This window comes from Streptomyces sp. ISL-96, from assembly GCF_018614035.1.
In the GTDB taxonomy this organism is placed as follows: domain Bacteria; phylum Actinomycetota; class Actinomycetes; order Streptomycetales; family Streptomycetaceae; genus Streptomyces.
The window spans coordinates 20,052-44,487 of record NZ_JAGGPA010000034.1 but is presented as its reverse complement, the minus strand read 5'-3'; the positions used below and the strand labels follow the sequence as shown (position 1 = coordinate 44,487).

The following is a 24,436-nucleotide window of genomic DNA, read 5'->3' as shown; positions in this document are numbered from 1 at the left end:
GCATGTCTTGAGTGGGGCCGGAACTCAGCATTCAGGCCCGGCGTAACCCGCGTCTTGCTCCTGAACGGTGTCCGACCGCCAGGGCTTTGTCTATCCCCTCACAGGGCACTGCCGGATCAGGCCCGGGTGCCCTGTGCGCTCACGAGAGTGCCGATCTTCTCACCCTTGACGGCGCGCGCGATATTGCCCTCGGCCAGCAGCTCGAAGACAAGGATCGGAAGCGCGTTGTCGCGGCAGAGGGTAATGGCAGTGGCGTCGGCGACCTTGAGGTCGCGGGCGAGCACTTCGCCGTACTCCAGCGCGTCGAACTTCACCGCGTCCGGGTTCTTCTTGGGGTCGGAGTCGTAGACACCGTCCACACCGTTCTTGCCCATGAGCAGGGCCTCGGCGTCGATCTCCAGGGCGCGCTGTGCGGCGGTGGTGTCCGTGGAGAAGTAGGGCATGCCCATACCGGCGCCGAAGATGACGACGCGGCCCTTCTCCAGGTGGCGTACGGCGCGCAGAGGGATGTACGGCTCCGCGACCTGGCCCATGGTGATGGCGGTCTGGACGCGGGAGTCGATGCCCTCCTTCTCCAGGAAGTCCTGGAGTGCGAGGCAGTTCATGACCGTACCGAGCATGCCCATGTAGTCCGAGCGCGCCCGGTCCATGCCGCGCTGCTGGAGCTCGGCACCACGGAAGAAGTTGCCGCCGCCGATGACGACGGCGATCTCGGCGCCGTCGCGTACGACCGCGGCGATCTCGCGCGCCATCTTGTGCACGACGTCGGGGTCGACGCCGAGCCCTCCACCGCCGGCGAACGCCTCACCGGACAGCTTCAGCATGAAGCGGCCGACCTTTTTGCCGTTGTCGATCGTGTCGTCGGCAGACTGTTTGGCGTCCGCGCCCTGTTTCATGGAGATCTCCTCGTGCACATACGAAGAAGGCCATTGCCGGTGGATCCTCGCGGTTCCCTCACGGCAATGGCCTCCTCGTCAGATCTGCGGTCGTCCGGCGCGCACGCGGACGACTGCGTCAGACCCTATCGGGGTCTTGGGTCGATCGCGTACGGACTCAGCCGCCGACGCGGATGCGCGCGAAGCGCTTCAGCGTGACGCCGGCCTCGTCCAGAACCTTCTGGACGGACTTCTTGTTGTCCTTGGCGAACGGCTGCTCGAGCACGACGACGTCCTTGAAGAAGCCGTTGACACGGCCTTCGACGATCTTCGGCAGGGCGGCCTCGGGCTTGCCCTCCTCGCGGGAGGTGGCCTCGGCAACGCGACGCTCGTTCTCGACGATCTCCGCCGGGACCTCGTCGCGGTTCAGGTACTTCGGCGAGAACGCGGTGATGTGCTGAGCGACATCCTTCGCGATCGCTGCGGCCTCGTCGGTCTCCTTGTCCAGCTCGACCAGGACGCCGACCTGCGGCGGAAGGTCGGGCATGGTGCGGTGCATGTACGCCGCGACGTAACCGCCGGTGAACTGCGCGAAGCGGTCCAGGACGATCTTCTCGCCGAGGTTGGCGTTGGCCTCGTCGACGTACGCCTGGACGGTCTTGCCGGGCTCGATCTCGGAGGACAGCAGCGCCTCGACATCGGCCGGGGACGTCTTGGCGACGTGCTCGGCGAGCGTGTTGGCGACGGCCTGGAACTTGTCACCCTTGGCGACGAAGTCCGTCTCGCACTTCAGCTCGAGCAGGACGCCGGAGGTCTTGTCCTCGGAGATGAGGGAGACGACGGCACCGTTCTCGGCAGAACGGCCTTCGCGCTTGGCGACGCCCTTCTGGCCCTTGATGCGCAGTGCCTCGACGGCTTTGTCGACGTTGCCGTCGGACTCGTCGAGCGCCTTCTTGCAGTCCATCATGCCGGCGCCGGTGAGCTCACGAAGCTTCTTGACGTCCGCGGCGGTGTAGTTCGCCATGATTTGTGAATCTCTCTCGAAGTCGAAGCGAAGATCTACGGGTGGCGGCGGGGGCGGGCGCTCGTCGCACCCTCCCCCGCCGTCGTCAACCGTGACGGGTGTCAGGCCTGCTCGGCCTCGGCGGCCGGGGCAGCGGCCTCGTCGGCCTTCTCGGCGTCGGCGGCCGGAGCGGCAGCCGTCTCCTCGGCCTCGGCCTCGGCGGCAGCCGGGGCCTCTGCGGCGGCGGCGTCGGCGGCCGGAGCAGCCTCGTCAGCCTTCTTGTCGCCCTCGAGCAGGTCGCGCTCCCACTCGGCGAGCGGCTCGGCAGCGGCCTTCTCGCCCGGCTTCTGGTCGCCAGTGGCGGCGCCGGAACGGGCGATGAGGCCCTCGGCGACGGCGTCGGCGATCACGCGGGTGAGCAGGGTGACGGAGCGGATCGCGTCGTCGTTGCCCGGGATCTTGTAGTCGACCTCGTCGGGGTCACAGTTGGTGTCGAGGATCGCGACGACCGGGATGTGGAGCTTGCGCGCCTCACCGACGGCGATGTGCTCCTTCTTGGTGTCCACGATCCAGACGGCGCTGGGCACCTTGGACATCTCGCGGATACCGCCAAGGGTCTTCTCCAGCTTGATCTTCTCGCGGGAGAGGACCAGGAGCTCCTTCTTGGTGAGGCCGGACGCGGCCACATCCTCGAAGTCGATCTGCTCAAGCTCCTTCAGACGCTGAAGGCGCTTGTAGACGGTGGAGAAGTTGGTCAGCATGCCGCCGAGCCAGCGCTGGTTGACGTAGGGCATGCCCACGCGCGTCGCCTGCTCGGCGATCGCTTCCTGCGCCTGCTTCTTGGTGCCGACGAACATGATGGAGCCGCCGTGGGCGACGGTCTCCTTGACGAACTCGTAGGCGCGGTCGATGTACGACAGCGACTGGAGCAGGTCAATGATGTAGATGCCGTTGCGCTCCGTGAAGATGAATCGCTTCATCTTCGGGTTCCAACGACGGGTCTGGTGACCGAAGTGGACGCCGCTTTCCAGCAGCTCCCGCATCGTGACGACGGCCATGGCCGTACTCCTTGAGTTACTCGGTTTGCCGCGACCGCAGGATTGCGGTCACGCCTGACGCCCCATGCGCCGTGCCACGAGGGACCGAGCGGCGCGGCCACCGACCGCAGAGAGGGCGTGGTGGCGGGGCGTGCGAAGTCGACCCGGTGACCCGGATCGCCACAAGAAGTGTACGGGACCTATGCGGTGCCGGGTGACGGCGATGTCCACAACCGGCCGCCAATCCACAGATCGGGGCCATGATCCCCACGAATCGCCCGATCACGCGACCGTTCGGTCATGCACCCCATGACTGCGCTGGTACTGATCCTCATGACCGCGATGTCCACCCGGCTCCCGGAGGCGGCGGTGTGGCCGGTGGGCGAGCGCCCCCTGGTCCTACGCGCCTGGGAGCCGCCCCCGTCCCCCTACGCGGCGGGCCACCGCGGCGCAGACCTGGCGGCCACGCCGGGTGATCCGGTACGGGCGGCGACCGCCGGCCGGGTCTCTTTCGCGGGCCCGGTGGCCGGACGCGGAGTCCTGTCCATCACCCTGCCGGACACGGGCGACCCACCCCTGCGCACGACGTACGAACCGGTGCGCGCGCTGGTAGCGAAGGGCGACGAGGTATCCGAGGGCCAAGTGGTGGCCGTACTCCAGCCCGGCCCGTCCCACTGCCCGACAACCTGCCTGCACTGGGGCCTGCTCCGAGGCAACACCTACCTGAACCCACTGACGCTGCTGCCGGACCACCTGCTCCACCGAGCCCCACCACGCCTGCTCCCCGTCTTCGGCGTCCCGGAAGCAGGGGCGGGGTGGAGAAAGAGCCCGCCGCAGGCGCGAGCCGTCAGCCCTGCACTCCGTGCAGCGCCATCGCCACAGCCGTATCCGCGATCACGCCCGGATCCTCCGCCGCACCAAGCTCAATACGCCGCACCGCAGCGTCGACAACCCCCTGGAGCATCATCGCCGCGAGCCGAGGCTGCTCGCTCCCCAGCGCACCGAGCGCCTCCACGATCATCGTCACCAGCCCACCGTGCGCAGCGCGGATCTTCTCCCGCGCACCAGCGTCCAGCTCGCTCGCGGAGATCGCGACCACGGCCCGGTGCCGCCGGTCGCCGACCAGAACCAGCTGCGCCCGTACATACGCCTCGACCTTGCCCGCCGGGGTATCGGCCGACTCCATGGCGTTCTCGACCTCCGCGGCCCAAACCGGGAAGTCGACCGCGCACAGCTCCTCGACCACAGAGGCCCGCGATCGGAAGTACTCGTACACGGACGACCGGGCGAGCCCGGTGCGCTCAGCGAGGGCGGGGAAGGTCAGCGCTTCCGTACCGCCTTCGGACAGCAGGGAGCGGGCGGCGTCCAGCAGGGCGCCGCGCTGCATTGTCCGGTGCTCGGCCACCGAGGCCGCTCGAATCCTTGGCACGGTCCCACTCTACGGATGAGCCGCCCGGATGACGACGTAATGGACGACGCGACGGACGACACAACGGTCGACACAACGAGCGCGGCAGGGACGATTCAGCGCCGGGGTCAACGCCCCGCGTCGGCCAGCTTCGCCCTCAGCTGGAGGACCGATTTCGTGTGGATCTGACTGACCCGGCTCTCGGTGACCCCGAGCACATTGCCGATCTCTGCCAGCGTGAGGCCCTCGTAGTAGTACAGCGTGACCACGGTCTTCTCCCGCTCGGGCAGCGTATTGATCGCCCGGGCCAGCAGCCGGCGCAACTCCCGGTCCTCGGCCACCTCGACCGGGTTGTCGGCGTGCGTGTCCTCCAGCGTGTCCATGAGACTCAGCCGGTCGCCGCCCTCACCCCCGGCGTGCAGCAACTCCTCCAGGGCGACGACGTTCGCCAGCGACAACTGGCTGAAAACAGCGTGCAGTTCTTCGAGCAGGATGCCCATCTCCGAGGCGACTTCGCTCTCGGTGGGCGTACGGCGCAACTGCGCCTCCAGCGTCGTGTAGGCGCGCTCGACCGCCTTTGCCTTCTGCCGCACCGAACGCGGGATCCAGTCCAGCGCCCGCAGTTCGTCGATCATGGCGCCGCGGATGCGCGTGATCGCGTAGGTCTCGAACTTGATCGACCGCTCGATGTCGAACTTCTCAATGGCGTCGATGAGCCCGAAGACCCCGGAGGAGACGAAGTCGGCCTGCTCGACATTGGGCGGCAGCCCGACGCTCACCCGCCCCGCGACGTACTTCACCAGCGGCGAGTAGTGCAGGATCAGCTGCTCCCGCAGCCGCTCGTCGCCCGTGGTCTTGTACGACCGCCACAACTCGTCGAGCGACGAGGGTGCGGCGGGCCGCACGCTGCCACGCGCCGCGTGTGGCACTGCCGCGCGGTCAGACCCGGAGGTGTGCTGGGGCATGCGTTGCCTTGAGCCGTTCTGCTGTGACGTCGGGGGGATCATGCGTCTGGGCGGGAACCTCGTGAGCGTAGCGTGACTGAGGTGTCGCAGTCCGCGCAGGATATGGGATGCCCCCCTTCAAGATGAACGCCGTGAGGCACAGACAGCCCCGGGGCCGTCATCGTGTACGACAGCCCCGGGAAGCGGTCCGGGAGGGCTGAGAAGGTCATCACCAGTACCTTTTCACCCGAATGCCGCTGGTCAAGTACCGCCTCGCCGCACGTTCGCATGGTGTATGGCACCGGGCGTCAACTGCCAGCCGTCACCCCGCCGTTCAACGAACCCCAAGGAGTGCAGTTCGTACAGCTTGCCGAGTGCGTCGTCGGGGGTGGTCCCCGCTCCTCGGGCGACGCCGCGCGCGTCGACGGAGCCCCGGGCCGGCAGGGACTCCAGTACGAGTGCCGCGACCGGATCCAGCAGATCCCTCGGCAGTACGGGCCCCCGGCGCGCCGGGGCCAGATCGCCGATGTCCCCGACCAGCTCCACGACCTCCGCGGCGTCGGTGACCAGCACGCCCTCGCCCCGCAGAAGTTCGTGCACGCCGGCCGAGAGTCCACTGGTGGCGGGGCCCGGCACGCCCATCGTGAAACGCCCGAGCCGCTGCGCGCTGCGCGCCGTGACCAGTGAGCCACTGCGGTACTCCGCCTCCACGACGACGGTGCCCCTGGTCAGGGCCGCGATCACCCGGTTCCTGAGGATGAACCGGCTGGCTGTGGGATGACCTCCGGGCGGCAGCTCCCCGACGACCAGCCCCTGCTCCGCGATACGTCCGATCAACTCCGCGTGCCCGCGCGGATACACCACGTCGACCCCGCACGCCAGCACCGCCACGGTGGCGCCCCCTGCGGCCAGCACCCCCCGATGGGCGGCGCCGTCAACGCCGAACGCCGCCCCGGACACCACGACCCAGCCCCGCTCCGCGAGTCCGGCTCCCAGTGACGCCGCCATGTGCGCGCCGTACGACGTGCAGGCCCGGGCCCCGACGAGGGCGACGGACCGCAGCGCCCACATCCGCAGATGCGGCCGCCCCCGCACCCACAGCCCGACCGGTCTGCCGTCCCCCAGGTCGTCGAGCTGCCCGGGCCACTCCTCGTCGCCGGGGCAGACGAAGCGGCCGCCGACCTCCGCAACTGCCGCCAGGTCCCGCGCGGGGTCGGCGGCCGCCGCCCGCATCCGGTAGCCGCCGAGCCACTTGCCCGTCACGCCGGTCAGCACCTCGGCCGCTTCGTCGAAATCGAGCGAGGTGAGCCTGCGCATCAGCTCCACCGCCCCGCACTCCCGAAGCCACCGCCCGCCCACCTCGTCCCCGGGCTCGATGACCCGCGTCAACGCCGCCCTCGCCAGCCGCTCCAGGTCCCCCACGCCGCCAACCGCCCCCTCCGCCGTTCCCTCCGCCGTCTCCTCGCCCGCTCCCCCGTTCATCCCGCCCCTCCCATCAGCGCAGGCGCGCCCCGCGCGATCCCCGTACGCAGTTCCAGCGCCAGATCGACATGGCGTTCGCCGGGACGGTCGCAGCCAGCCAGGTCGGCGACGGTCCAGGCGACGCGCAGCACCCTGTCGAGGCCACGGGCCGTCAGCAGCCCGCGTTCCATGTCCCGCTCCGCCGCGCCGAGGGCACCGGCCGCCGGATGCCAGCGCGTACGCAGCTCATGCCCCGGCACGTCACTGTTCGTGTTCCACGGGGTGCCCTCCAGCCGCGCCGCTGCCCGCGCCCTCGCTTCCCGCACCCGCTCCGCGACCACCGCCGTCGTCTCCCCCCGACCGCCCTGGCCCAGCAGATCCGCCCGCTGCACCGGCTCCACGCCCACCCGCAGGTCGACCCGGTCCAGCAGCGGCCCCGACAGCCGCGCCTGGTACTTGCGGATCACCGACGGCGGGCACTCGCACCCCGAGCCGTTCAGGGTGTGCCGTCCGCACGGGCACGGATTGGCCGCCAGCACCATGAGGAACCGGGCCGGCAGCCGCACCACACCCCCGCTGCGCGCCACCACCACATGCCCGGACTCCAGCGGCTGGCGCAAGGAGTCCAGTGCCCGCCCGCTGAATTCCGGAGCCTCGTCCAGGAAGAGAATCCCGCGGTGCGCCAGCGAGACAGCTCCCGGCCTCGGCAGTCCGTTGCCGCCGCCCACCAGCGACTGCATCGTCGCCGAATGGTGCGGGGCGCAGTACGGCGCTGTCCTGACCAGCGGCTCGCCGGGCGGCAGGATGCCCGCCACCGAGTGCACGGCGGTCACCTCCAGCGACTCCTGCCTGGTCAGCGGCGGCAGGACGGCCGGCATCCGCTCCGCCAGCATCGTTTTGCCCGCGCCCGGCGGCCCGTGGAGCAGCAGATGGTGGCCACCCGCGGCAGCGACCTCAAGGGCCGTACGGGCCGCGTGCTGCCCCGCGACGTCCGCGAGGTCCGGGCCGCCGTCACCCCCGCCCCCTCGGTCACCGATGGCCAGCCCGGTCCCCACCCCCGCGCCCGGCACCATCAGCCCCGCGAGCATCGCGTCGGGCCGCCCTTCCTCGTCCCGCGCCTCCTCCGGCACTTCGGCCCCGGTGAGTACGGCGATGAGCTGGCGCAGGCTCCGCACGCCGAGAACCGAGACCCCGGGCACCAACCCGGCCTCCGCCGCCGTCTGTTCCGGTACGACGACCTGCCGGTACCCGGCCTCGGCCGCGGCGAGGACGGCCGGCAGGATGCCGCGTACCGGCCGGACCCGCCCGTCGAGTCCCAGCTCCCCGATCATCACGAGATCGGCGATCTCCCTGGGATCGATACGCTCCGCCGCCCCCAGCACGGCCACGGCGACGGCCAGATCGAACCCACTGCCGCTCTTGGGCACGAAGGCCGGGCTGAGCCCCACGGTGAGCTTCTTCTGCGGCCAGTCCGCGCCGGAGTTGACCACCGCCGCCCGCACCCGGTCCCGGCTCTCGACCAGGCTCTTGTCCGGCAGCCCCACCAGCGTGAAGGCGGCCACTCCCGGCTCGAGGTCCGCCTGGACCTCCACCACCACACCCTCGACGCCGACCAGGGCCACCGAGCACGTGCGCGCGAACCCCATCACGCCACCCCCCGCGCATGCTCGACGACGGGCGCCCCGCGCCGGGGCAGCACCACCCCGACAAGGTCGATACGCACCCCGCCCGGCGGGGGTCCTCCGTGCTCGTGCGTCCAGCGCTCGGCGAGGCGGCGCAGCCGCTCTGCCTTCGTGGTCCTGACGGCCTGCATCGGGTGCTCGAACGGTCCGGCTCTGCGGGTCTTGACCTCGCAGACGACCAGTGCGTCGCCGTCCCGGGCGACGATGTCGATCTCTCCCGCGCGGCAGCGCCAGTTGCGCTCCAGGACGGTCATTCCGGCCTCGACCAGCCTGCGCACCGCGAGATCCTCGCCGTACCGGCCGAGTGCTCCTGTGGCATTCTTCGCGTTCATCCGGTTCCACCTCCGGAACCGAATGTGCCGCGATCACCGCCAACTAGTGGATCTTGGTGGACAACCCGTCAGTTGTGGAAAAGTCAGCCACTCGGAAGCTCGAGATCGCTCTTGTTGAGCTCCTCAATATTCACGTCCTTGAACGTGAGCACGCGCACCTGCTTGACGAACCGGGCCGGCCTGTACATGTCCCAGACCCAGGCGTCCGCCATGGAAACTTCGAAGAAGACCTCACCCTGGACCGAGTGCACCTGCATCTCGTAGTCGTTGGTGAGGTAGAAACGCCGCTCGGTCTCGATCACGTATTTGAACAGACCGACGACATCGCGGTACTCCCGGTAGAGCTTCAGCTCCATCTCGGTCTCGTACTTCTCGAGGTCCTCGGCGCTCATGGCATGTTCCCCTTCAGCCTTGCGTCCCCCTATTGTGCGCCAGCCCCGTGCGCCCCTATGCGACTTCCGGGGCCAAGACCATCGGCGTACCAGGAGGACCCTCGTCGAGCAGCGTACGCAGCAGCCCGGCGAGCTTGATGGGGTACACCGTCTCACGCGTCGCGGACAGTTCGGCGGAGGTCCACCACCTCAGCCCCGCGACGCTCCGCAGCTCCAGTCCGGTCAGCCCGTCCAGCACCGTCTCGGTCCGCGTCGTACGGGCCAGGTAGAACCATTCGTCCTGGTCCCAGCGCCGCCCGTCGAACATGAACGAGCAGTGCCGCTGCCAGATCACCGGGCCGAGCTCGACCTCTGTGATCCCCGTCTCCTCAGCCAGCTCGCGCAGCGCGGCCTCGGCGCGCGTCTCGTCGCCCTCCAGCCCGCCGCCCGGCGTGAACCACCAGGTGACGGCCGGGTCCTCCGGCTCGTACCCGTGCATCAGCAGGGCGCGGTCGTCCGGGTCGAGCAGGATCACCCGCGCGACCTTCCGGAGCTCTACCGGCTCTCGCGCCGCTGCCTGCGAGTCCACAGCCACCTCAGAGTCCACAGTCGCCTCACCGTCCACCGGTACCCGCCTTCCGCCGCCCGACCCGCTTCGCGACAGGTCCGTACGCCGCCCCGCCGAAGATCAGCACCCCACCTGCGGCCACAGCGGCCAGCACCGGAGCGACCGGTCCGGGCTCCGAAACCCCGCCGGGCAGTGCCTCAAAGGAGTCCGGCCGCTCGAGAAGCCCGCCCCACGGCCAGGCAACGGCATCGACGCGCGCGTCCACCCTGCCCACCGGGACCGTTCCCTTGGCGGCGTCCTCGATGTGCCCCCGCGAGTCCACCGACGTACGCCGCTCGTCACCCAGCAGGAAGAGATGGCCCTCGGGCACCTCGGAGGTGAAGGGAGTGGTCGACGCCGGCTCCCCGCCCGCCAGGTACGGCTCGTCGAGGGGCCTGCCATTCAGCGTCAGCCGGCCGTCCTTGCCGCAGCAGGCGACCTTGTCGCCGCCGATGCCGACCACGCGCTTGACCATCGGCAGATCGCCCCACACGGAGTCGGTGAAGATCACCACGTCTCCGCGCCGCACCTCGCCGCCGTCTATTCGCTGCGCGAGCACCCGGTCCCCCGCCTTGATGGAGGGAGTCATCGAATCGGTCGGCACCGTGTACGGCTTGTACTGCACCGCTCCCCAGGCGAAGCCGCCGAGGAAGAGCACACAGCCGACGGCCACGGCCAGCCCGGACAACGCGTTGCCGAGCCGGCCGTGGCCGCCTTCTCTACGTCCTGTTCCGCTCATCGCAGCGCTCCCCACCTAGGAGATCGAAAATCGCTGATCCGAGCGGCACCCTACCCGGCGGTACGCCCGCCGGTCAGCTTCCGCCTGCGCCACAGCACCAGCGGCACCGCTCCCGCGAGGCCCAGCGCACCGGGCGCCGCCGCCAGGGCGACACCGGCGGCATTGAGCCCCTGCTGGTCGAACGTGCCCGGAACCGGCAGCGTGGACCAGCGGTTCACCGGCCACGCCACCACGATGGCGCGCCCGACGACCTCGTCGTTCGAGACCGTGCCGTGACCCGGCAGCTCCTGGTGGTAACGCGAGTCCAGCGAGTTCTGGCGGTGGTCGCCCATCACCCAGATCCGGCCGTCCGGCACCTTGAGCGGCCCGAAGGGCTCGTCGTTGCACGGGGTGTCACCGGGGAAGATGTACGACTTCTCGTCGAGCGCCTTCCCGTTGACCTTGACCGGCCCGTTCTTCTTGCACTCGACCGTGTCCCCGCCGACCGCGATGACCCGCTTGATCAGGTCCTTCTCCTCCGCGGACGGCATCAGGCCGATGAAGCTGAGGAACTTCTGTACGACGTTCGGGTCCGGCGCCGCAGTGGTCTCCAGCCAGCCGCCCGGGTCGTGGAACACCACGACCTCGCCACGCTCCGGCTCCGAGCCGAACCACGGCGTCAGTTTGTCGACCAGGACCCGGTCGCCCCGCTGCAAGGTGTTCTGCATCGAGTCCGAGGGGATCGAGAACGCCTGCACCAGGAAGGTCTTGATCAGCAGCGCGAGCAGGAGCGCGATGCCGATCAGCAGCGGCAGCTCCTTCCAGAACGAGCGCGGCTTCTTCGGCCCCGCGCCCTCACCACTGCTGGCACTGCTGCTGTCGCTGTTGCTCGGGTCTTCGCCCCGTACGTCATCGCTCACGGCTGCGGGTGACTCCGGTCGTTCCTCGGGCTCGTCGCGTTCGGATCGTGCGCCGACCGCCAAATCCCCCACATCCACTCCTTACTCCGTTCCACCGCCCACGCCAAACCTGACGCAGGCCCACCACTCCCATAACGAGCGGGAGTTCCGCAGGGGTCGGGAGCAGGATCATCGCGTTCGGATCCTGGGACGACACCCTATTCGACGAGCCGTCGGCCGACGTCGCCCCGCCGCGCGGATCAGGAACGCCCGCGTACGTCTCGGGCTCCTCCAGCTTCCGCCAGTGGCTGAACGGCCACGCGATGACGACGGCCCGCCCGACGACCTCCTCCTCCCCGACCGTGCCCTCGAACCGCTCGTCCAGGTGGAAACGGGAGTCGGCGGAGTTCGACCGGTGGTCCCCCATCACGAACAGCCGCCCGGCCGGCACCTTCACATCGAACGGCAGGTCGGAGGGGCGGTCGCCCGGATTCAGGTACGGCTCCGCGAGCGGTACGCCGTTGACCGTGACCCGCCGGTCCTCGTCGCAGCACTTGATGGTGTCCCCGCCGACCGCGACCACCCGCTTGATCAGATCCTGTTCGTCCTCGGACGGCAACAGCCCGATGAACGTCAGGCCGTCCTTGATCTGCTTGAGGACGACCGGCTCGTCCTTGATGTCGGTCTTCTCTTCCTTCAGCCAGCCGCCGGGGTCCTTGAAGACCACGACATCGCCGCGCTCCGGCTTGGATCCGAACCACGGTGTCAACTTGTCGACCAGCACCCGGTCGCCGATCCGGATCGTCTGCTCCATCGAGCCCGACGGGATCACGAAGGCCTGCACCAGGAAGGTCTTGAGTACGAGGGCGATCAGCAGCGCCACGGTTATCAGGATCGGAATCTCTTTGACGGCCGATCTCTGCCGCCGCCGCTTGACCCGCCGCGCCAGCTTGCGCCGGTCCGCCCGCCCCGGCAGCGCGGGCCCGCTCGTCGGCCGCGTACCCGTGGGCAGCCGGGTGTCCGCACGGTGGCTCGCCCGTGCCCGTCCCCGGTTACCCATGGGACCCGACCGGCCCCGGCGCGCGTACGTCCGTATAGGCGTCCGGCCGCGCCGGCGAGCCCCAGCGGCCGGCCGGCCAGCCGATCCAGTCCGCCCGCCCCACGACCTTCTCGACGGGCACCATGCCTCCGCCCGGCTCACCCAGGTGGTCACGGGAGTCGCGGGAGCGCGATCTGTGGTCCCCCATGACCCACAGCGTCCCCTGCGGTACGACGATGTCGAACGGGACCCGCGACGGGGCGTCGCCCGGATACAGGTATTCCTCGTCCACCGGCCGGCCGTTCACCTCGACCCTCCCCCGCTTGTCGCAGCACACGACCCGGTCGCCCCCCACGCCCACCACGCGCTTGATGTAGTCGGTCTCGGCGGGCTCGGCCAGTCCCACGGCCGCGGCCGCCCACCGCACCAGCCCGGTGACCGGATTCCCGGCGGGCGCCTCGCGTACGAAGGACCCCGTGCCGTCGAAGACGACCACATCACCGCGCTGTGGTACGGAACCGAAACGGTACGCCAACTTGTTGACGAGCACCCGGTCGCCGATCTCCAGCGTGGGCTGCATCGAGCCACTGGGGATGAGGAAGGGCTGCATGACGAAGGTGCTGAAGAGCAGCAGAAAAGCCGCGCACGCGGCGCCGAGCAGAGCCGGCCCGCGCCACGGGGCGTCGAGAAAACGCGCGGAGCGCGACCCCTCTTCCGCCCCTGCTTCGGGGTCGGAAGAGCGGTCGCGCTCCGTGACGTGTGCTTCGGTGTCCATCGGGACGTGAGCCTATCCGGCCGGTCCCGGGCGCCGAACGCGCGACTTAGCGGTCGCGCTTCTCCTTGATCTTCGCGGCCTTGCCGCGCAGCTCACGGAGGAAGTACAGCTTCGCGCGGCGGACGTCACCGCGGGAGACGAGCTCGATCTTCTCGAAGATCGGGCTGTGCACCGGGAAGGTGCGCTCGACGCCGACAGCGAAGGAGACCTTGCGGACCGTGAAGGTCTCGCGGACGCCCGCACCCTGGCGGCGGATGACTACACCCTTGAACTGCTGCACACGCGAGCGGTTGCCCTCGATGACGCGAACGTGGACGTTCACGGTGTCACCGGGGCGGAACGCGGGAAGGTCGGTACGCAGCGATGCGGAGTCGACGGAGTCGAGAAGGCTGGACATGTGAGTCTGCTTCCTCGCCGATGCCACAGGTCATCGACGGAATTCGATAAGAGAGTTTCGGGCGCTGTCCGCGTCGGGCGGGCGTCGTTCCCCCTGTGGCAGGGGCGCACGCCGGACGTACAGCAGCGGCCTATTCTTCCACGGCCTCGGGGTTACGCCCAAATCGGCCGTCGGGGCCGGGCCGCCAGCCGAGGATGCTCAGCATCTCCCGGTCCTTCTTGTCGAAGACCGCGGGGTCGCAGCGCTCGATGAGGTCCGGCCTGTTGGCGGTCGTACGCCGCAGTGCCTCGTCCCGCCGCCACCTGGCGATCTTCCCGTGGTGGCCGCTGAGCAGGACGTCCGGGATACCGCGCTCGCGCCACTCGGGCGGCTTGGTGTAGACGGGGCCTTCCAGGAGGTTCGCCATCGCGCCGGGGGCGAAGGAGTCGTCGCGGTGCGATTCGGCGTTGCCGAGCACACCCGGCAGCAGCCGGGCGACGGCCTCGGTGATCACGAGTACGGCCGCCTCGCCGCCCGCCAGGACGTAGTCCCCGATGGACACCTCGTACACCGGCATCCGGGTGGCGTACTCGTCGATGACGCGGCGGTCGATACCCTCGTAGCGCGCGGGCGTGAAGACCAGCCAGGGCCGCTCGGAGAGCTCGACCGCGAGTTCCTGGGTGAAGGGGCGGCCGCTGGGCGTGGGCACGACCAGCACCGGGCCGTGCGCCCCGCTCTCGTAGCCGTCCGCCAGGACGTCGTCGAGGGCGGCGCCCCAGGGCTCGGTCTTCATGACCATGCCGGGGCCGCCGCCGTAGGGAGTGTCGTCGACCGTGTTGTGGCGGTCGTACGTCCAGTCCCTGAGGTCGTGCACGTGTACCCCGAGCTGCCCGCGCGCGCGGGCCTTGCCCACGAGGGAGACGTTCAGCGGCTCCAGGTACTCGGGGAAGATCGTGACGACGTCGAGCCTCATGCCTGGTCGTCCTTCTGGCCGTCGTCCCGCGACGACACGACCTCGGCCTCGCTCTCGTCGATCAGGCCGGGCGGCGGGGTGATGACCGCGCGCTGCTCTTCGAGGTCGATCTCGGCGACGATCTCCTCGACGAAGGGGATCATCACCTCGCTGCCGTCGGGGCGCTTCACGATGAACAGGTCCTGCGAGGGCAGGTGGGTGATCTCGGTGATCCGGCCGATCTCGGTGCCGTCGGCGAGGACGACGTCGAGGTCCATCAGCTGGTGGTCGTAGAACTCCTCCGGGTCCTCCGGAGTGTCCTCGGGGTCGACCTCGGCGATGAGGAGGGTGTTGCGCAGGGCCTCGGCGGCCGTGCGGTCCTTGACGCCGGCGAAGCGCAGCAGAAGCCGTCCGCTGTGCACCCGGCCGGTCTCGATCGTCAGCGGCCCGACGGTGGCCGGGTCGGTGGCGAGTACGGCGCCGGGTCCGAGCCGCAGCTCCGGCTCGTCCGTACGTACCTCTACCGTGACCTCGCCCTTGATCCCGTGGGCGCGGCCGATCCGCGCGACTACGAGCTGCACTTGATGTTTCTCCTGTCTTACGACTACGGGCCGGGAAGGGCTCGCGAGCCCTTCCCGGCCCGAGCCGGCGTATCTAGGTAAAACAGCCAACTTGTTCAGCGGACCTGGTCCACGTCGACGAGGTCGACGCGAATGCCACGGCCGCCGATGGCGCCCACGACGGTACGCAGAGCGCGGGCGGTACGGCCGTTGCGGCCGATCACCTTGCCGAGGTCGTCCGGGTGAACCCGGACTTCCAGCACGCGCCCACGGCGCAGGTTGCGCGAGGCGACCTGCACATCGTCGGGGTTGTCGACAATGCCCTTCACGAGGTGCTCAAGAGCCTCCTCGAGCATGCTCAGGCCTCGGTCGACTCAACGGCGGACGCCGACTCCGCAGCTGCGGGAGCCTCGTCAGCCTTCTTGTCGGCCTTCTTCGCCTTCTGGGTGATCGCCTCGCCCTTGGACTCGTCGGTGCCCTCGAGGCCCTTGGCGAACGCGTCGAACGCGGCACGCTTGTCGGCCTTGGGCTCCGGCTGCAGCAGCGGCGCGGGGGCCGGGAGGCCCTTGTGCGCCTGCCAGTCACCGGTGAGCTTCAGGATGGCCATGACCGGCTCGGTCGGCTGGGCGCCGACGGACAGCCAGTACTGGGCACGCTCCGAGTTGACCTCGATGCGCGAGGGGTTCTGCACCGGGTGGTACAGACCGATCTCCTCGATGGCCCGGCCATCACGGCGGGTACGGGAGTCGGCGACGACGATGCGGTAGTGAGGCGAACGGATCTTGCCCAGACGCTTCAGCTTGATCTTGACTGCCACTGGAGTGGTGTCTCCTGGTCTATGACGTGGTTGGGCACAACAAGATGCCACGTGGGGTTGCGGTACTCGGGGTGCCCGATGGACGCGTCAGCCGGAGGCGAGAGGGTTCCTGTGCGGCTGTCGAGTACAGCTAGCCATTGTGCCACACACCTGTGGCACAGACATCACCCGACCAGCACCCGGCCGACGCCCGGCCGGCACGGCTCCGCACGGGCGTTTACCGGGCGTATCTGGAGTCAGCAAAAGGCTGTCAGCTCGATGCGGCCACCACTTCCGGGATACGGAACGGCTTTCCGCAGCCCCCGCACACGATCGGGGCCTGGGCCAGGACCGAGGGCACGACGCGGACGTTGCGCCCGCAGTCGCAGACGGCCTTGACCCGCACCCCGCCGCCGGACGAGCCGTGCCGGGCGGCAGGCCCGCGGAAGGAGCGCTTGGTGTCCGACGTGGTCGCGACCGTGTGCGCCTTGAGGGCGCGCTGGAGCCGCTCGATCGTCGGCCGGTAGCGCCGCCTCGCCTCGGGGTTGAGCGAGACCAGCGAGAAGCCACTGCTGGGATGCGGCTCCTCGGGGTGGTCGAGGCCCATCTCCTCGGCGATCGCGAGGAATCTGCGGTTGTGGTAGCGGCCGGCGCGCGAGGTGTCACGGACGCCGCGTGCGGCGGCGATGCCGTGGACTGCCTCGTGCAGCAGTCGTTCGAAGGAGAGCTCGGCGCCACAGGCGGACGACGACTCTCCGATCAGGGATTCGGGCGCGGCTAGATCTGGCAGCTCGGGGTGGTACCGCTGAATGTCGGCCCACGCCTGCGCCAGCTCTGCGGCGAGAACAGGTGGTGTCGTGCTCACGTCGTGACAACGAGCCGGGGTGCCCCGGTGTTCCTATTCCGGGCCATCCCAAATAATTTGCACGTACCAGTCAGTTGCCATCGATGCGTCCTGACGAGGGCGGGTGCGCTGATCTGCGGAGGACCCGCCCAGCTCGCATCAACCCGGGTCGTACCAGCGCGTACGCCCCAGCGCGTAGGCAAAGGCCGCACGCCGGGGCATCTGTTGCTCCAGGGGGCGCGAGTGGGGCTCCGGGCGCGGGTGGGCGCCTCAATGGGCACCGGCCACCGACGGCGACAGTACCGGGGGCGCACCGTGACCGCGCCACCGGCCCTTCCCGTGGCGGGATCGGCCGGACGACGGCACTCTGGAACCTGGATCCGCTCCGGCGCGGGGGCGCACGGCAGGGGCACACAAGCATTGCCCTTCAACCCCTGGACTTGGTGACGGATGCGGAGTTCCCTGGCTACGGGGAGTACAAGCGCACGCACACGGGGGAACGTCCATCAGGACACGTAATGACCTCTCGGCGGATTGGGGCGCTTTCGATGACACCAACGCTCGTCCGGCACCACCGGCACCACGCGAACGCAGCCTCCGCGCCGACGGCGGACGCGGGCGCGCGCGCCCGCGACTGGGCCGAGATCCAGGAACGGATGCTGGTCCCGCTGTACGAAGCGGCGTACGCGCGGCTGGAGGTGGGCCCCGCCACCCGGCTGCTCGGCCTCGACTGCGGCTCGGGACTCGCTCTGCTGATCGCCGCGTCGCGAGGCGCGCGTGTGACAGGCGTCGAAGCCGATCCCGACCGGGTCGCGCTGGCCCGTGAGCGCCTGAGCGGTACCGAGGACACACCGGACGAACCCACGCGCCTGTACGAAGGCGAATCGGCGGAGGTCTGCGACGGCGCCGCCCCGGCGTACAACCTCATCACCGCCTTCGAACCGCTCGGCTGTGCGGCCGGCGACTCCGAGGGACTGGCCGCGGCGCTCACAAGCGCGATACCGCTCGCCGAGCGCGGCAGCGCGGTGGTGCTGGTGGGATGGGGCCCGCCCGAGCGCTGCGCGACCTCCTCGGTGCTGCGGGTCGCTTCGCGGCTCACCGAGACACTGCGCGCCACCGGCGGCGGCGGTGCCGGCCGCGGATGGCGTCCCGCGCTCAGGGACGACCTGGAGGACGCGGCCTCGCGGGCCGGTCTGAAGCCGGACGGCTCGGGGCGGGTCGCGTGCCCCTTCGGTTACGCCGACATGGACAGCGCCGTACGCGGCCTCCTGTCGACCGGGCTCTTCGACGCGGCCGTACGGGCCACGGATCCGGCGCAGGTGGAGAAGGAGCTCGTCGAGGCGCTGCACCCCCATGTGCGGCGGGACGGAACGGTCTGGATGTCGAACGTGTTCCGCTACTTGATCGCGCGTACCCCTTGACACAAGCGCTGTGGGCGCCCACTCCGTGCGAGGAGAGAGCGCCCACAGGGCGTACGTACCTGGCTGGTCAGCCCATGAACTTCTTGAACTCGTCGGGGAGTTCGAAGTCCTGAGGAGCGCTCTGGCCGGCCGGCAGACCCAGTGCGCCGCCCGACTGCGCGGCCTGCTCGCGGCGCTCGGCGGCGGCCTGCTCCTCCAGCTTGCGCTTCAGCGGGTTGCCGCTCTTGCGCTTGCCCTTGGCCTGCTTCTGCTGCTTCTTCTGACGGCCGGGGCCGCCGCCCATGCCCGGAATCCCCGGCATGCCCGGCATTCCGCCGCCCTGGGCCATCTTCGACATCATCTTGCGCGCCTCGAAGAACCGCTCGACGAGGTTCTTCACGGCGCTGACGTCGACACCCGAGCCCTTGGCGACGCGGGCACGGCGCGAGCCGTTGATGATCGTCGGGTCGTGACGCTCGGCGGGGGTCATCGACTTGATGATCGCGGCGGTACGGTCCACGTCGCGCTCGTCGATGTTGGCGATCTGCTCCTTGATCTGCCCCATGCCCGGCATCATGCCGAGCAGCTTGGAGATCGAGCCCATCTTCCTGACCTGCTCCATCTGAGCCAGGAAGTCATCGAGCGTGAACTCCTTGGGACCCTTCGCCAGCTTGGCCGCCATCGCTTCGGCCTCTTGCTGGCTGAAGGTCTGCTCGGCCTTCTCGATCAGCGACAGCATGTCGCCCATGCCGAGGATGCGGGACGCCATGCGGTCCGGGTGGAACGCGTCGAAGTCGTCCAGCTTCTCGCCGTTGGACGCGAACATGATCTGGCGGCCGGTCACCTTGGCGATCGACAGCGCGGCGCCACCACGGGCGTCACCGTCGAGCTTGGACAGCACCACGCCGTCGAAGCCGACGCCGTCGCGGAAGGCCTCGGCGGTGTTGACCGCGTCCTGGCCGATCATCGCGTCGACGACGAAGAGGATCTCGTCGGGGCTGACGGCGTCGCGGATGTCCGCGGCCTGCTGCATCATTTCCTGGTCGATACCGAGGCGGCCCGCGGTGTCGACGATGACGATGTCGTGCAGCTTGTTCTTGGCGTACTCGATCGAGTCCTTGGCGACCTTGACCGGGTCACCGGAGCCGTTGCCGGCCTCCGGCGCGAACACCGCGACACCGGCGCGCTCGGCGACGACGCTCAGCTGGTTGACGGCGTTGGGGCGCTGGAGGTCACAGGCGACCAGGATCGGCGAGTGGCCCTGGCCCTTGAGCCACAGGCCCAGCTTTCCGGCGAGGGTCGTCTTACCGGCACCCTGGAGACCCGCGAGCATGATCACGGTGGGCGGGTTCTTGGCGAACCGCAGCCGCCGGGTCTCGCCACCGAGGATGCCGACAAGCTCCTCATTGACGATCTTGATGACCTGCTGCGCGGGATTCAGCGCGGCAGAGACCTCGGCCCCGGCGGCGCGCTCCTTGATCTGCTTGATGAACTCGCGAACAACGGGCAGCGCGACATCCGCTTCGAGCAGAGCGATACGGATCTCGCGCGCGGTGGCGTCGATGTCCGCCTCGGACAAGCGGCCCTTGCCCCGCAAATTCTTGAAAGTGCTCGCCAAGCGGTCGGAAAGAGTATCGAACACGGCGCTCGTCGGTCCTCAAGGTCGGGGGTGGGGCAGGTCAATCGCCCTCCAGGGTATCCGGACCTCGCCAAGCGGAAAGCCCTCGCCCGTACTAAGTACGGGCGAGGGCTGATCCCCGCCGCTGCGGGGAGCGCTTCGATACCCTCTCGGGCCGTCTCGCGGCGACCGGGTCACCCCCGCGCGTGCAGGGAGCGCGTACGCGACGTGAACACCCGCAGGCGGCAGGAGGTTACGCCGCTGCCCACCTCAGAGCCTCTTCCAGGACCTTGGCCACCGCCGCCGCGTCACCGTCCGGGAGCGGGGCGCCCTCCGCCCCCGTGACGTAGAACGCATCGACCGCGTTCGCGCCCAGGGTGCTGATGTGTGCGCTGCGCACGCGTACCTTCGCCGCCTCCAGGGCGTGGCCGATGCGGTGCAGCAGGCCCGGCGCGTCCTGGGCGCGGACCTCGATCACCGTCGCGAGGCGGGATCCGGCCGGGGCCACCGTGACGCGCGGCGGCGGTGCCTGGGCGCCGCGCCTGCGCGGGTTCTTCTCGTACGCGCGCTCCCGCTCGGCAAGGCGGGACGGGATGTCCAGCGAGCCGTCCAGGGCGCGTACCAGGTCCGCCCGCAGCCGGGTGGCCTGCGGCAGCGACCCGTACTCGGCCGCCACCCGCCAGTCGAGCAGCAGTACGCCGGCCCGCGCATCCGGGCCGTCCGCCCAGTCCGGCAGCTCGGCGGCCCGCAGTTCCGCCGTGCGTACGGTCAGCCGGTGCATCGCCAGAACGCCGGCCACGGCGGGCAGGACACCCGGCTGGTCCGGTACGGCGATCAGCAGCTCGACGCCCAGCGGCTCCGGCTCCTCCCCCGCCTCCTTCCCGTGCCCCTCCGTCTGTGCGCGCAGCGAGAGCACCGGCCCGCCGGTACGGAACGCCTCGATGGCGAGACGTTCCTGCTCGGCGCTCGGAGCGACGGGTTCCGGTGCAGCGGGTTCCTCGCCCGCGAGGACGGCGGCGACCCGCTTCACCAGGTCGGTGACGAGTGAGGCGCGCCAGGTGGACCAGGCTGCGGGCCCGGTGGCCAGCGCGTCGGCCTCAGTGAGGGCGTGCAGGAGTTCGAGGGTCCCGGTGGCGCCGACCGCGTCGGCGACCGCGCGCACCGTTGCCGGGTCGTCCAGGTCGCGGCGGGTCGCGGTCTCGATGAGGAGGAGATGCTGGCGTACGAGCGTGGCGATGACAGCCACATCCGACCGGTCGAAGCCGATCCGGGTGGCGATGTCGCGCGCGATGATCTCACCGGCCACCGAGTGGTCACCGGGCCAGCCCTTGCCGAAGTCGTGCAGCAGGGCGGCGATCAGCAGCAGGTCGGGCCGGTGGACGCGGCGGGTGAGCGCGGAGGCCCGTACGGCCGTCTCGACCAGGTGCCGGTCCACGGTCCAGGTGTGCACGGGGTTGCGCTGCGGGCGGCACCGCACCCGCTCCCAGTCCGGCAGCAGCAGCGTGATGAGGCCTTCGGCCTCCAGCGCCTCCCACACCCCCACCGTCGCGTCGCCGGCGCCGAGCAGCGTGACGAGTTCCTCGCGCGCCTCCGCCGGCCACGGCACCGGCAGTGGCCGTGCGACCGCCGCCAGGCGGCGTACGGCGTGCAGGGAGACCGGCAGCCCCGACTGGGCGGCAGCGGCGGCCGCCCGCAGCGGGAGGACCGCGTCGCGCTCGGGGCGCGCGGTACGGGCGAGCACCACCTCGCCGTCCTGCTCGACGACGCCCTCGGCCAGCGGGGTGCGCTCGGGCGCGGTCTTGCTGCCGAGCATGGCGCGCAGCCTCGGGCGGACGGACCGGGCGCGCAGGACCCGGTTCACCTCGCGCCAGGTGACGTCGCTTGCGTACGAGATGGTGCGCGCCGCCTCGTACACCTCCCGCAGCAGCGTGTCCGCGTCCAGCAGCCCCAGCGCGGCGGCGACCTGGTCCTGCTCCTGGAGGGCGAGGCGGTCGGTGGCGCGCCCGGTGGTCAGGTGCAGTGCGTCGCGTACGTCGAGGAGCCGGCGCCGCGCCGCGTCGAGGCCCTCGCGCGGGGCGTCCGCGACCCAGGAGGCGGCGACGGCGCGCAGGGCGGTGGCGTCGCGCAGGCCGCCGCGCGCCTCCTTGAGGTCGGGTTCGAGGAGGTACTGGAGCTCCCCCGACCGCACTGCCCGTTCCTGGCACAGCTCGTGGAGTTCGGGCAGCCGCTTGGGGGCGAGATTGCGCCAGTCGGCGAGTACGGCGGTGCGCAGACCCGCCGTAACCCCGAGGTCGCCCGCGATGTGGCGGGCGTCGAGGAGTCCGAGGTGCACCTTGAGGTCCTCGCCGGCGGTTTTGCGGGCCTCGGCGGGTGTGCGTACGGAATGGTCCAGGTCGAGGCCCAGGTCCCAGACCGGGTACCAGACCCGGTCGGCGAGAGCGGCGAGAGCGCCCTTCTCCGCCCGCCCGTCGTGCAGGAGCAGCAGGTCGAGGTCGCTGCGCGGCGACAGCTCGCTTCTCCCGTATCCGCCGACGGCGACGAGGGCCGCGCCGCGCACGCCCACTTCGGCGGCGGCCGTGGTGAACAGTGCGTCCAGCCAGTCGTCGGTCAGCCCGGCGAGGCCGGAACGGCGCGACGGCCCGGACCGCGACTCCTCCTGGAGAAGTCGCAGCCGGGCCGCCGCGTAGCCGCTGGGTCCCGAGTCGTCGGACGGTTCGGTAGGTACTTCTACGCTCGTCACCCAGCAGCTCCCGTTGTGTACGTGCCGGTCAGAGGGCGTCCGGGCCGCGTTCGCCGGTCCGTACCCTGACCGCCGTCTCGACCGGCACGCTCCATACCTTGCCGTCGCCGATCTTGCCCGTACGGGCGGCCTTCACGACCACCTCGATGAGCTCTTCGGCGTCACTGTCCTCGACCAGTACCTCGATCCGGATCTTCGGTACGAGATCGACCGTGTACTCGGCGCCCCGGTAGACCTCGGTGTGGCCGCGCTGGCGGCCGTAGCCGCTGGCCTCGGTGACCGTGAGTCCCTGGACTCCGAAGGCCTGGAGGGCTTCCTTGATCTCGTCGAGCCGGTGCGGCTTCACGACTGCGGTGATGAGCTTCATGCGTCCACCTTCTTGGTCTGCGTCGCGGCGCCGGCCCTGTCGGTCTGGCCCGTCGTGGGGGGTGCGGCCGTACGGGAGGCCGAACCGCCGCCCGCTCCGCTGAAGTCGTACGCGGTCTCGGCGTGTTCGACCTGGTCGATGCCGGAGACCTCGTCGTCCTCGGGGACCCGCATGCCCATCGCCTTGTCAATGACGAAGGCGAGGAGAGCGGAGACCACCAGAGAGTAGGCCAGTACCGCGAAGACACCGACGGCCTGCTTGCCGAGCTGGTCGAGCCCGCCGCCGTAGAAGAGGCCCTTGGCGTCGGACTGGACGCCGCCGGTGGCGAAGAAGCCGACGAGGAGGGAGCCGACGACACCGCCGACGAGGTGGACGCCGATGACGTCCAGGGAGTCGTCGTAACCGAGCTTGTACTTCAGGCCCACGGCCATGGCGCACAGCAGACCGGCGATGGCGCCGACGGCGATCGCGCCGAGCGGGCTGACGGAGCCGCCGGCCGGGGTGATCGCGACGAGGCCCGCGACGGCGCCGGAGGCGGCGCCCAGGGTCGTGAACGAGCCGTGGCGGATCTTCTCGTATCCGAGCCAGGCGAGCATGGCGGCGGCGGTGGCGACCTGGGTGTTGAGGAACATGACGGCGCCCACGCCGTCGTCGTTGCCGAGCCACGAGCCGGCGTTGAAGCCGAACCAGCCGAACCACAGGAGCCCGGCGCCGAGCATCACCAGCGGGAGGCTGTGCGGGCGCATCGGGTCCTTCTTGAACCCGACGCGCTTTCCGATGACGAGGATGACGCCGAGCGCGGCGGCGCCCGCGTTGATGTGGACGGCCGTGCCGCCCGCGAAGTCGATGACGCCCATCTCGAAGAGCCAGCCGCCGGAGCCCCACACCCAGTGCGCGACCGGGAAGTAGACGACCGTGACCCAGAGGGTGACGAACAGCGCCCAGGCGGTGAACTTGACGCGGTCGGCCAGTGCGCCGCTGATCAGGGCGGGGGTGAGGATGGCGAACATCAGCTGGAAGACGGCGAAGACGTAGACCGGGATGGTGTAGCCGTCCCAGAGCTCGGTGACTCCGATGTTGCTCAGTCCGACGTAGTCCGAGGACCAGCCGATGACCGAGCCGACGTCGGTGCCGAACGCGAGGCTGAAGCCGTACAGCACCCACAGGATCGTGACGATCCCGAGGCTGATGAAGCTCATCATCAGCATGTTCAGGGTGGACTTGACCCGGACCATGCCTCCGTAGAAGAAGGCCAGGCCCGGCGTCATGAGCATCACCAGGGCGGAACAGATGAGCATGAAGCCGGTATTGGCGGCAGACAGTTCGATCTTGTCTGCGGCGAGCGTCATGATGCCTGGAGGCATCGGCGTCTCCTCGTCGTCGGTGCGGCCCGTGCGGGGGCGGAGCCTGTTGGCCTGTCGGCAGCAAAGGGATGAGCCGGTTATGCGCCATGAGATTGGCGCAGCGCCGTTTCCGTCGATGCCGCTCGATGTTTCGCCGCAGTGACGAAGAGGTCATGCGTGTTACGTACGGATGAACCGCCGGACCGGGTCGGTGAGCCGCCGATACCCTCTGCCCACGTCATGTACGGGACAGCCCGCACAGCCAAAACCGGCCGCGACGGCTACCCGT

At 70.0% G+C, this 24,436-nt stretch carries 25 protein-coding genes and 1 pseudogene; 2 read left to right on the top strand and 24 right to left on the bottom strand.

The window, feature by feature from the left end; genetic code table 11:
- Positions 1-116 precede the first annotated feature (116 nt).
- The 3 genes from pyrH to rpsB form a co-directional block, all read right to left on the bottom strand.
- Positions 117-896 (bottom strand): UMP kinase, encoded by a 780-nt coding sequence (gene pyrH / locus J7E96_RS21720; RefSeq protein ID WP_215133332.1) that lies wholly within the window; start codon positions 894-896, stop codon positions 117-119.
- A gap of 157 nt (positions 897-1,053) precedes the next feature.
- Positions 1,054-1,899 carry a translation elongation factor Ts gene (tsf, locus tag J7E96_RS21715; protein WP_215133331.1) on the bottom strand — a complete coding sequence of 282 codons (846 nt, stop codon included), beginning with the start codon at positions 1,897-1,899 and terminating at the stop codon, positions 1,054-1,056.
- 101 nt (positions 1,900-2,000) lie between these two features.
- Positions 2,001-2,936 (bottom strand): 30S ribosomal protein S2, encoded by a 936-nt coding sequence (rpsB, locus tag J7E96_RS21710; RefSeq protein WP_215133330.1) that lies wholly within the window; start codon positions 2,934-2,936, stop codon positions 2,001-2,003.
- 252 nt (positions 2,937-3,188) lie between these two features.
- Between rpsB and J7E96_RS21705 the strand changes: the two are divergent.
- Positions 3,189-3,704: pseudogene (locus J7E96_RS21705) on the top strand (M23 family metallopeptidase); the annotation flags it as partial.
- 58 nt (positions 3,705-3,762) lie between these two features.
- Here J7E96_RS21705 and J7E96_RS21700 read toward each other — a convergent pair.
- The 17 genes from J7E96_RS21700 to J7E96_RS21620 form a co-directional block, all read right to left on the bottom strand.
- Positions 3,763-4,320: a TetR/AcrR family transcriptional regulator gene (locus J7E96_RS21700; RefSeq protein WP_215133401.1), complete on the bottom strand. Its 558-nt coding sequence runs from the start codon at positions 4,318-4,320 to the stop codon at positions 3,763-3,765.
- Between the two features lie 131 nt (positions 4,321-4,451).
- Entirely contained in the window at positions 4,452-5,288 is an 837-nt protein-coding gene (gene whiG / locus J7E96_RS21695; protein ID WP_215133329.1) for an RNA polymerase sigma factor WhiG, read from the bottom strand.
- A 240-nt stretch (positions 5,289-5,528) separates the two neighbouring features.
- The gene (gene dprA / locus J7E96_RS21690) at positions 5,529-6,749 is read right to left on the bottom strand and encodes a DNA-processing protein DprA (RefSeq protein ID WP_215133328.1); all 1,221 of its coding nucleotides are present in this window, start codon (positions 6,747-6,749) and stop codon (positions 5,529-5,531) included.
- On the bottom strand, positions 6,746-8,374 hold the full coding sequence (locus tag J7E96_RS21685) for a YifB family Mg chelatase-like AAA ATPase (protein WP_215133327.1): 1,629 nt from the start codon (positions 8,372-8,374) through the stop codon (positions 6,746-6,748). The genes dprA and J7E96_RS21685 overlap by 4 nt, the downstream gene beginning before the upstream one ends.
- On the bottom strand, positions 8,374-8,742 hold the full coding sequence (locus J7E96_RS21680) for a YraN family protein (RefSeq protein ID WP_215133326.1): 369 nt from the start codon (positions 8,740-8,742) through the stop codon (positions 8,374-8,376). Before J7E96_RS21680 ends, J7E96_RS21685 begins: the two co-directional genes overlap by 1 nt.
- 83 nt (positions 8,743-8,825) lie before the next feature.
- Positions 8,826-9,134, bottom strand: coding sequence for a DUF2469 domain-containing protein (locus J7E96_RS21675; RefSeq protein WP_003993268.1), 309 nt, complete (start codon positions 9,132-9,134; stop codon positions 8,826-8,828).
- 55 nt (positions 9,135-9,189) lie between these two features.
- On the bottom strand, positions 9,190-9,720 hold the full coding sequence (locus J7E96_RS21670) for an NUDIX hydrolase (RefSeq protein ID WP_308296071.1): 531 nt from the start codon (positions 9,718-9,720) through the stop codon (positions 9,190-9,192).
- 7 nt (positions 9,721-9,727) lie between these two features.
- Positions 9,728-10,459, bottom strand: coding sequence for a signal peptidase I (lepB, locus tag J7E96_RS21665; RefSeq protein WP_215133325.1), 732 nt, complete (start codon positions 10,457-10,459; stop codon positions 9,728-9,730).
- A 50-nt stretch (positions 10,460-10,509) separates the two neighbouring features.
- Complete coding sequence (gene lepB / locus J7E96_RS21660; protein ID WP_215133399.1) at positions 10,510-11,421, bottom strand: signal peptidase I; 912 nt, start codon at positions 11,419-11,421, stop codon at positions 10,510-10,512.
- Positions 11,348-12,397 carry a signal peptidase I gene (gene lepB / locus J7E96_RS21655; protein ID WP_215133324.1) on the bottom strand — a complete coding sequence of 350 codons (1,050 nt, stop codon included), beginning with the start codon at positions 12,395-12,397 and terminating at the stop codon, positions 11,348-11,350. Before lepB (J7E96_RS21655) ends, lepB (J7E96_RS21660) begins: the two co-directional genes overlap by 74 nt.
- Positions 12,390-13,151, bottom strand: coding sequence for a signal peptidase I (gene lepB, locus J7E96_RS21650; RefSeq protein ID WP_215133323.1), 762 nt, complete (start codon positions 13,149-13,151; stop codon positions 12,390-12,392). The genes lepB (J7E96_RS21655) and lepB (J7E96_RS21650) overlap by 8 nt, the downstream gene beginning before the upstream one ends.
- Before the next feature lie 46 nt (positions 13,152-13,197).
- Entirely contained in the window at positions 13,198-13,548 is a 351-nt protein-coding gene (rplS, locus tag J7E96_RS21645; RefSeq protein WP_215133322.1) for a 50S ribosomal protein L19, read from the bottom strand.
- Positions 13,549-13,678: 130 nt separating this feature from the next.
- Positions 13,679-14,500 (bottom strand): tRNA (guanosine(37)-N1)-methyltransferase TrmD, encoded by an 822-nt coding sequence (trmD, locus tag J7E96_RS21640; RefSeq protein ID WP_214975095.1) that lies wholly within the window; start codon positions 14,498-14,500, stop codon positions 13,679-13,681.
- Positions 14,497-15,060, bottom strand: coding sequence for a ribosome maturation factor RimM (gene rimM / locus J7E96_RS21635; protein ID WP_215133321.1), 564 nt, complete (start codon positions 15,058-15,060; stop codon positions 14,497-14,499). Before rimM ends, trmD begins: the two co-directional genes overlap by 4 nt.
- A 95-nt stretch (positions 15,061-15,155) precedes the next feature.
- The gene (locus J7E96_RS21630; RefSeq protein ID WP_005311361.1) at positions 15,156-15,395 is read right to left on the bottom strand and encodes an RNA-binding protein; all 240 of its coding nucleotides are present in this window, start codon (positions 15,393-15,395) and stop codon (positions 15,156-15,158) included.
- A gap of 2 nt (positions 15,396-15,397) precedes the next feature.
- Positions 15,398-15,856 carry a 30S ribosomal protein S16 gene (rpsP, locus tag J7E96_RS21625; RefSeq protein WP_215133320.1) on the bottom strand — a complete coding sequence of 153 codons (459 nt, stop codon included), beginning with the start codon at positions 15,854-15,856 and terminating at the stop codon, positions 15,398-15,400.
- A gap of 250 nt (positions 15,857-16,106) precedes the next feature.
- Complete coding sequence (locus J7E96_RS21620) at positions 16,107-16,700, bottom strand: hypothetical protein (protein WP_215133319.1); 594 nt, start codon at positions 16,698-16,700, stop codon at positions 16,107-16,109.
- Positions 16,701-17,227: 527 nt separating this feature from the next.
- Here J7E96_RS21620 and J7E96_RS21615 point away from each other — a divergent pair.
- Complete coding sequence (locus J7E96_RS21615; RefSeq protein ID WP_215133318.1) at positions 17,228-18,100, top strand: SAM-dependent methyltransferase; 873 nt, start codon at positions 17,228-17,230, stop codon at positions 18,098-18,100.
- Positions 18,101-18,167: 67 nt separating this feature from the next.
- Here J7E96_RS21615 and ffh read toward each other — a convergent pair whose 3' ends face one another.
- The 4 genes from ffh to J7E96_RS21595 form a co-directional block, all read right to left on the bottom strand.
- The gene (gene ffh / locus J7E96_RS21610) at positions 18,168-19,721 is read right to left on the bottom strand and encodes a signal recognition particle protein (protein WP_215133317.1); all 1,554 of its coding nucleotides are present in this window, start codon (positions 19,719-19,721) and stop codon (positions 18,168-18,170) included.
- Between the two features lie 229 nt (positions 19,722-19,950).
- Positions 19,951-22,437, bottom strand: a complete 2,487-nt coding sequence (locus J7E96_RS21605) for a [protein-PII] uridylyltransferase (RefSeq protein WP_215133316.1) — start codon at positions 22,435-22,437, stop codon at positions 19,951-19,953.
- 28 nt (positions 22,438-22,465) lie between these two features.
- On the bottom strand, positions 22,466-22,804 hold the full coding sequence (locus tag J7E96_RS21600; RefSeq protein ID WP_215133315.1) for a P-II family nitrogen regulator: 339 nt from the start codon (positions 22,802-22,804) through the stop codon (positions 22,466-22,468).
- Positions 22,801-24,168 (bottom strand): ammonium transporter, encoded by a 1,368-nt coding sequence (locus tag J7E96_RS21595; protein ID WP_215133314.1) that lies wholly within the window; start codon positions 24,166-24,168, stop codon positions 22,801-22,803. Before J7E96_RS21595 ends, J7E96_RS21600 begins: the two co-directional genes overlap by 4 nt.
- Positions 24,169-24,436: the final 268 nt, after the last annotated feature.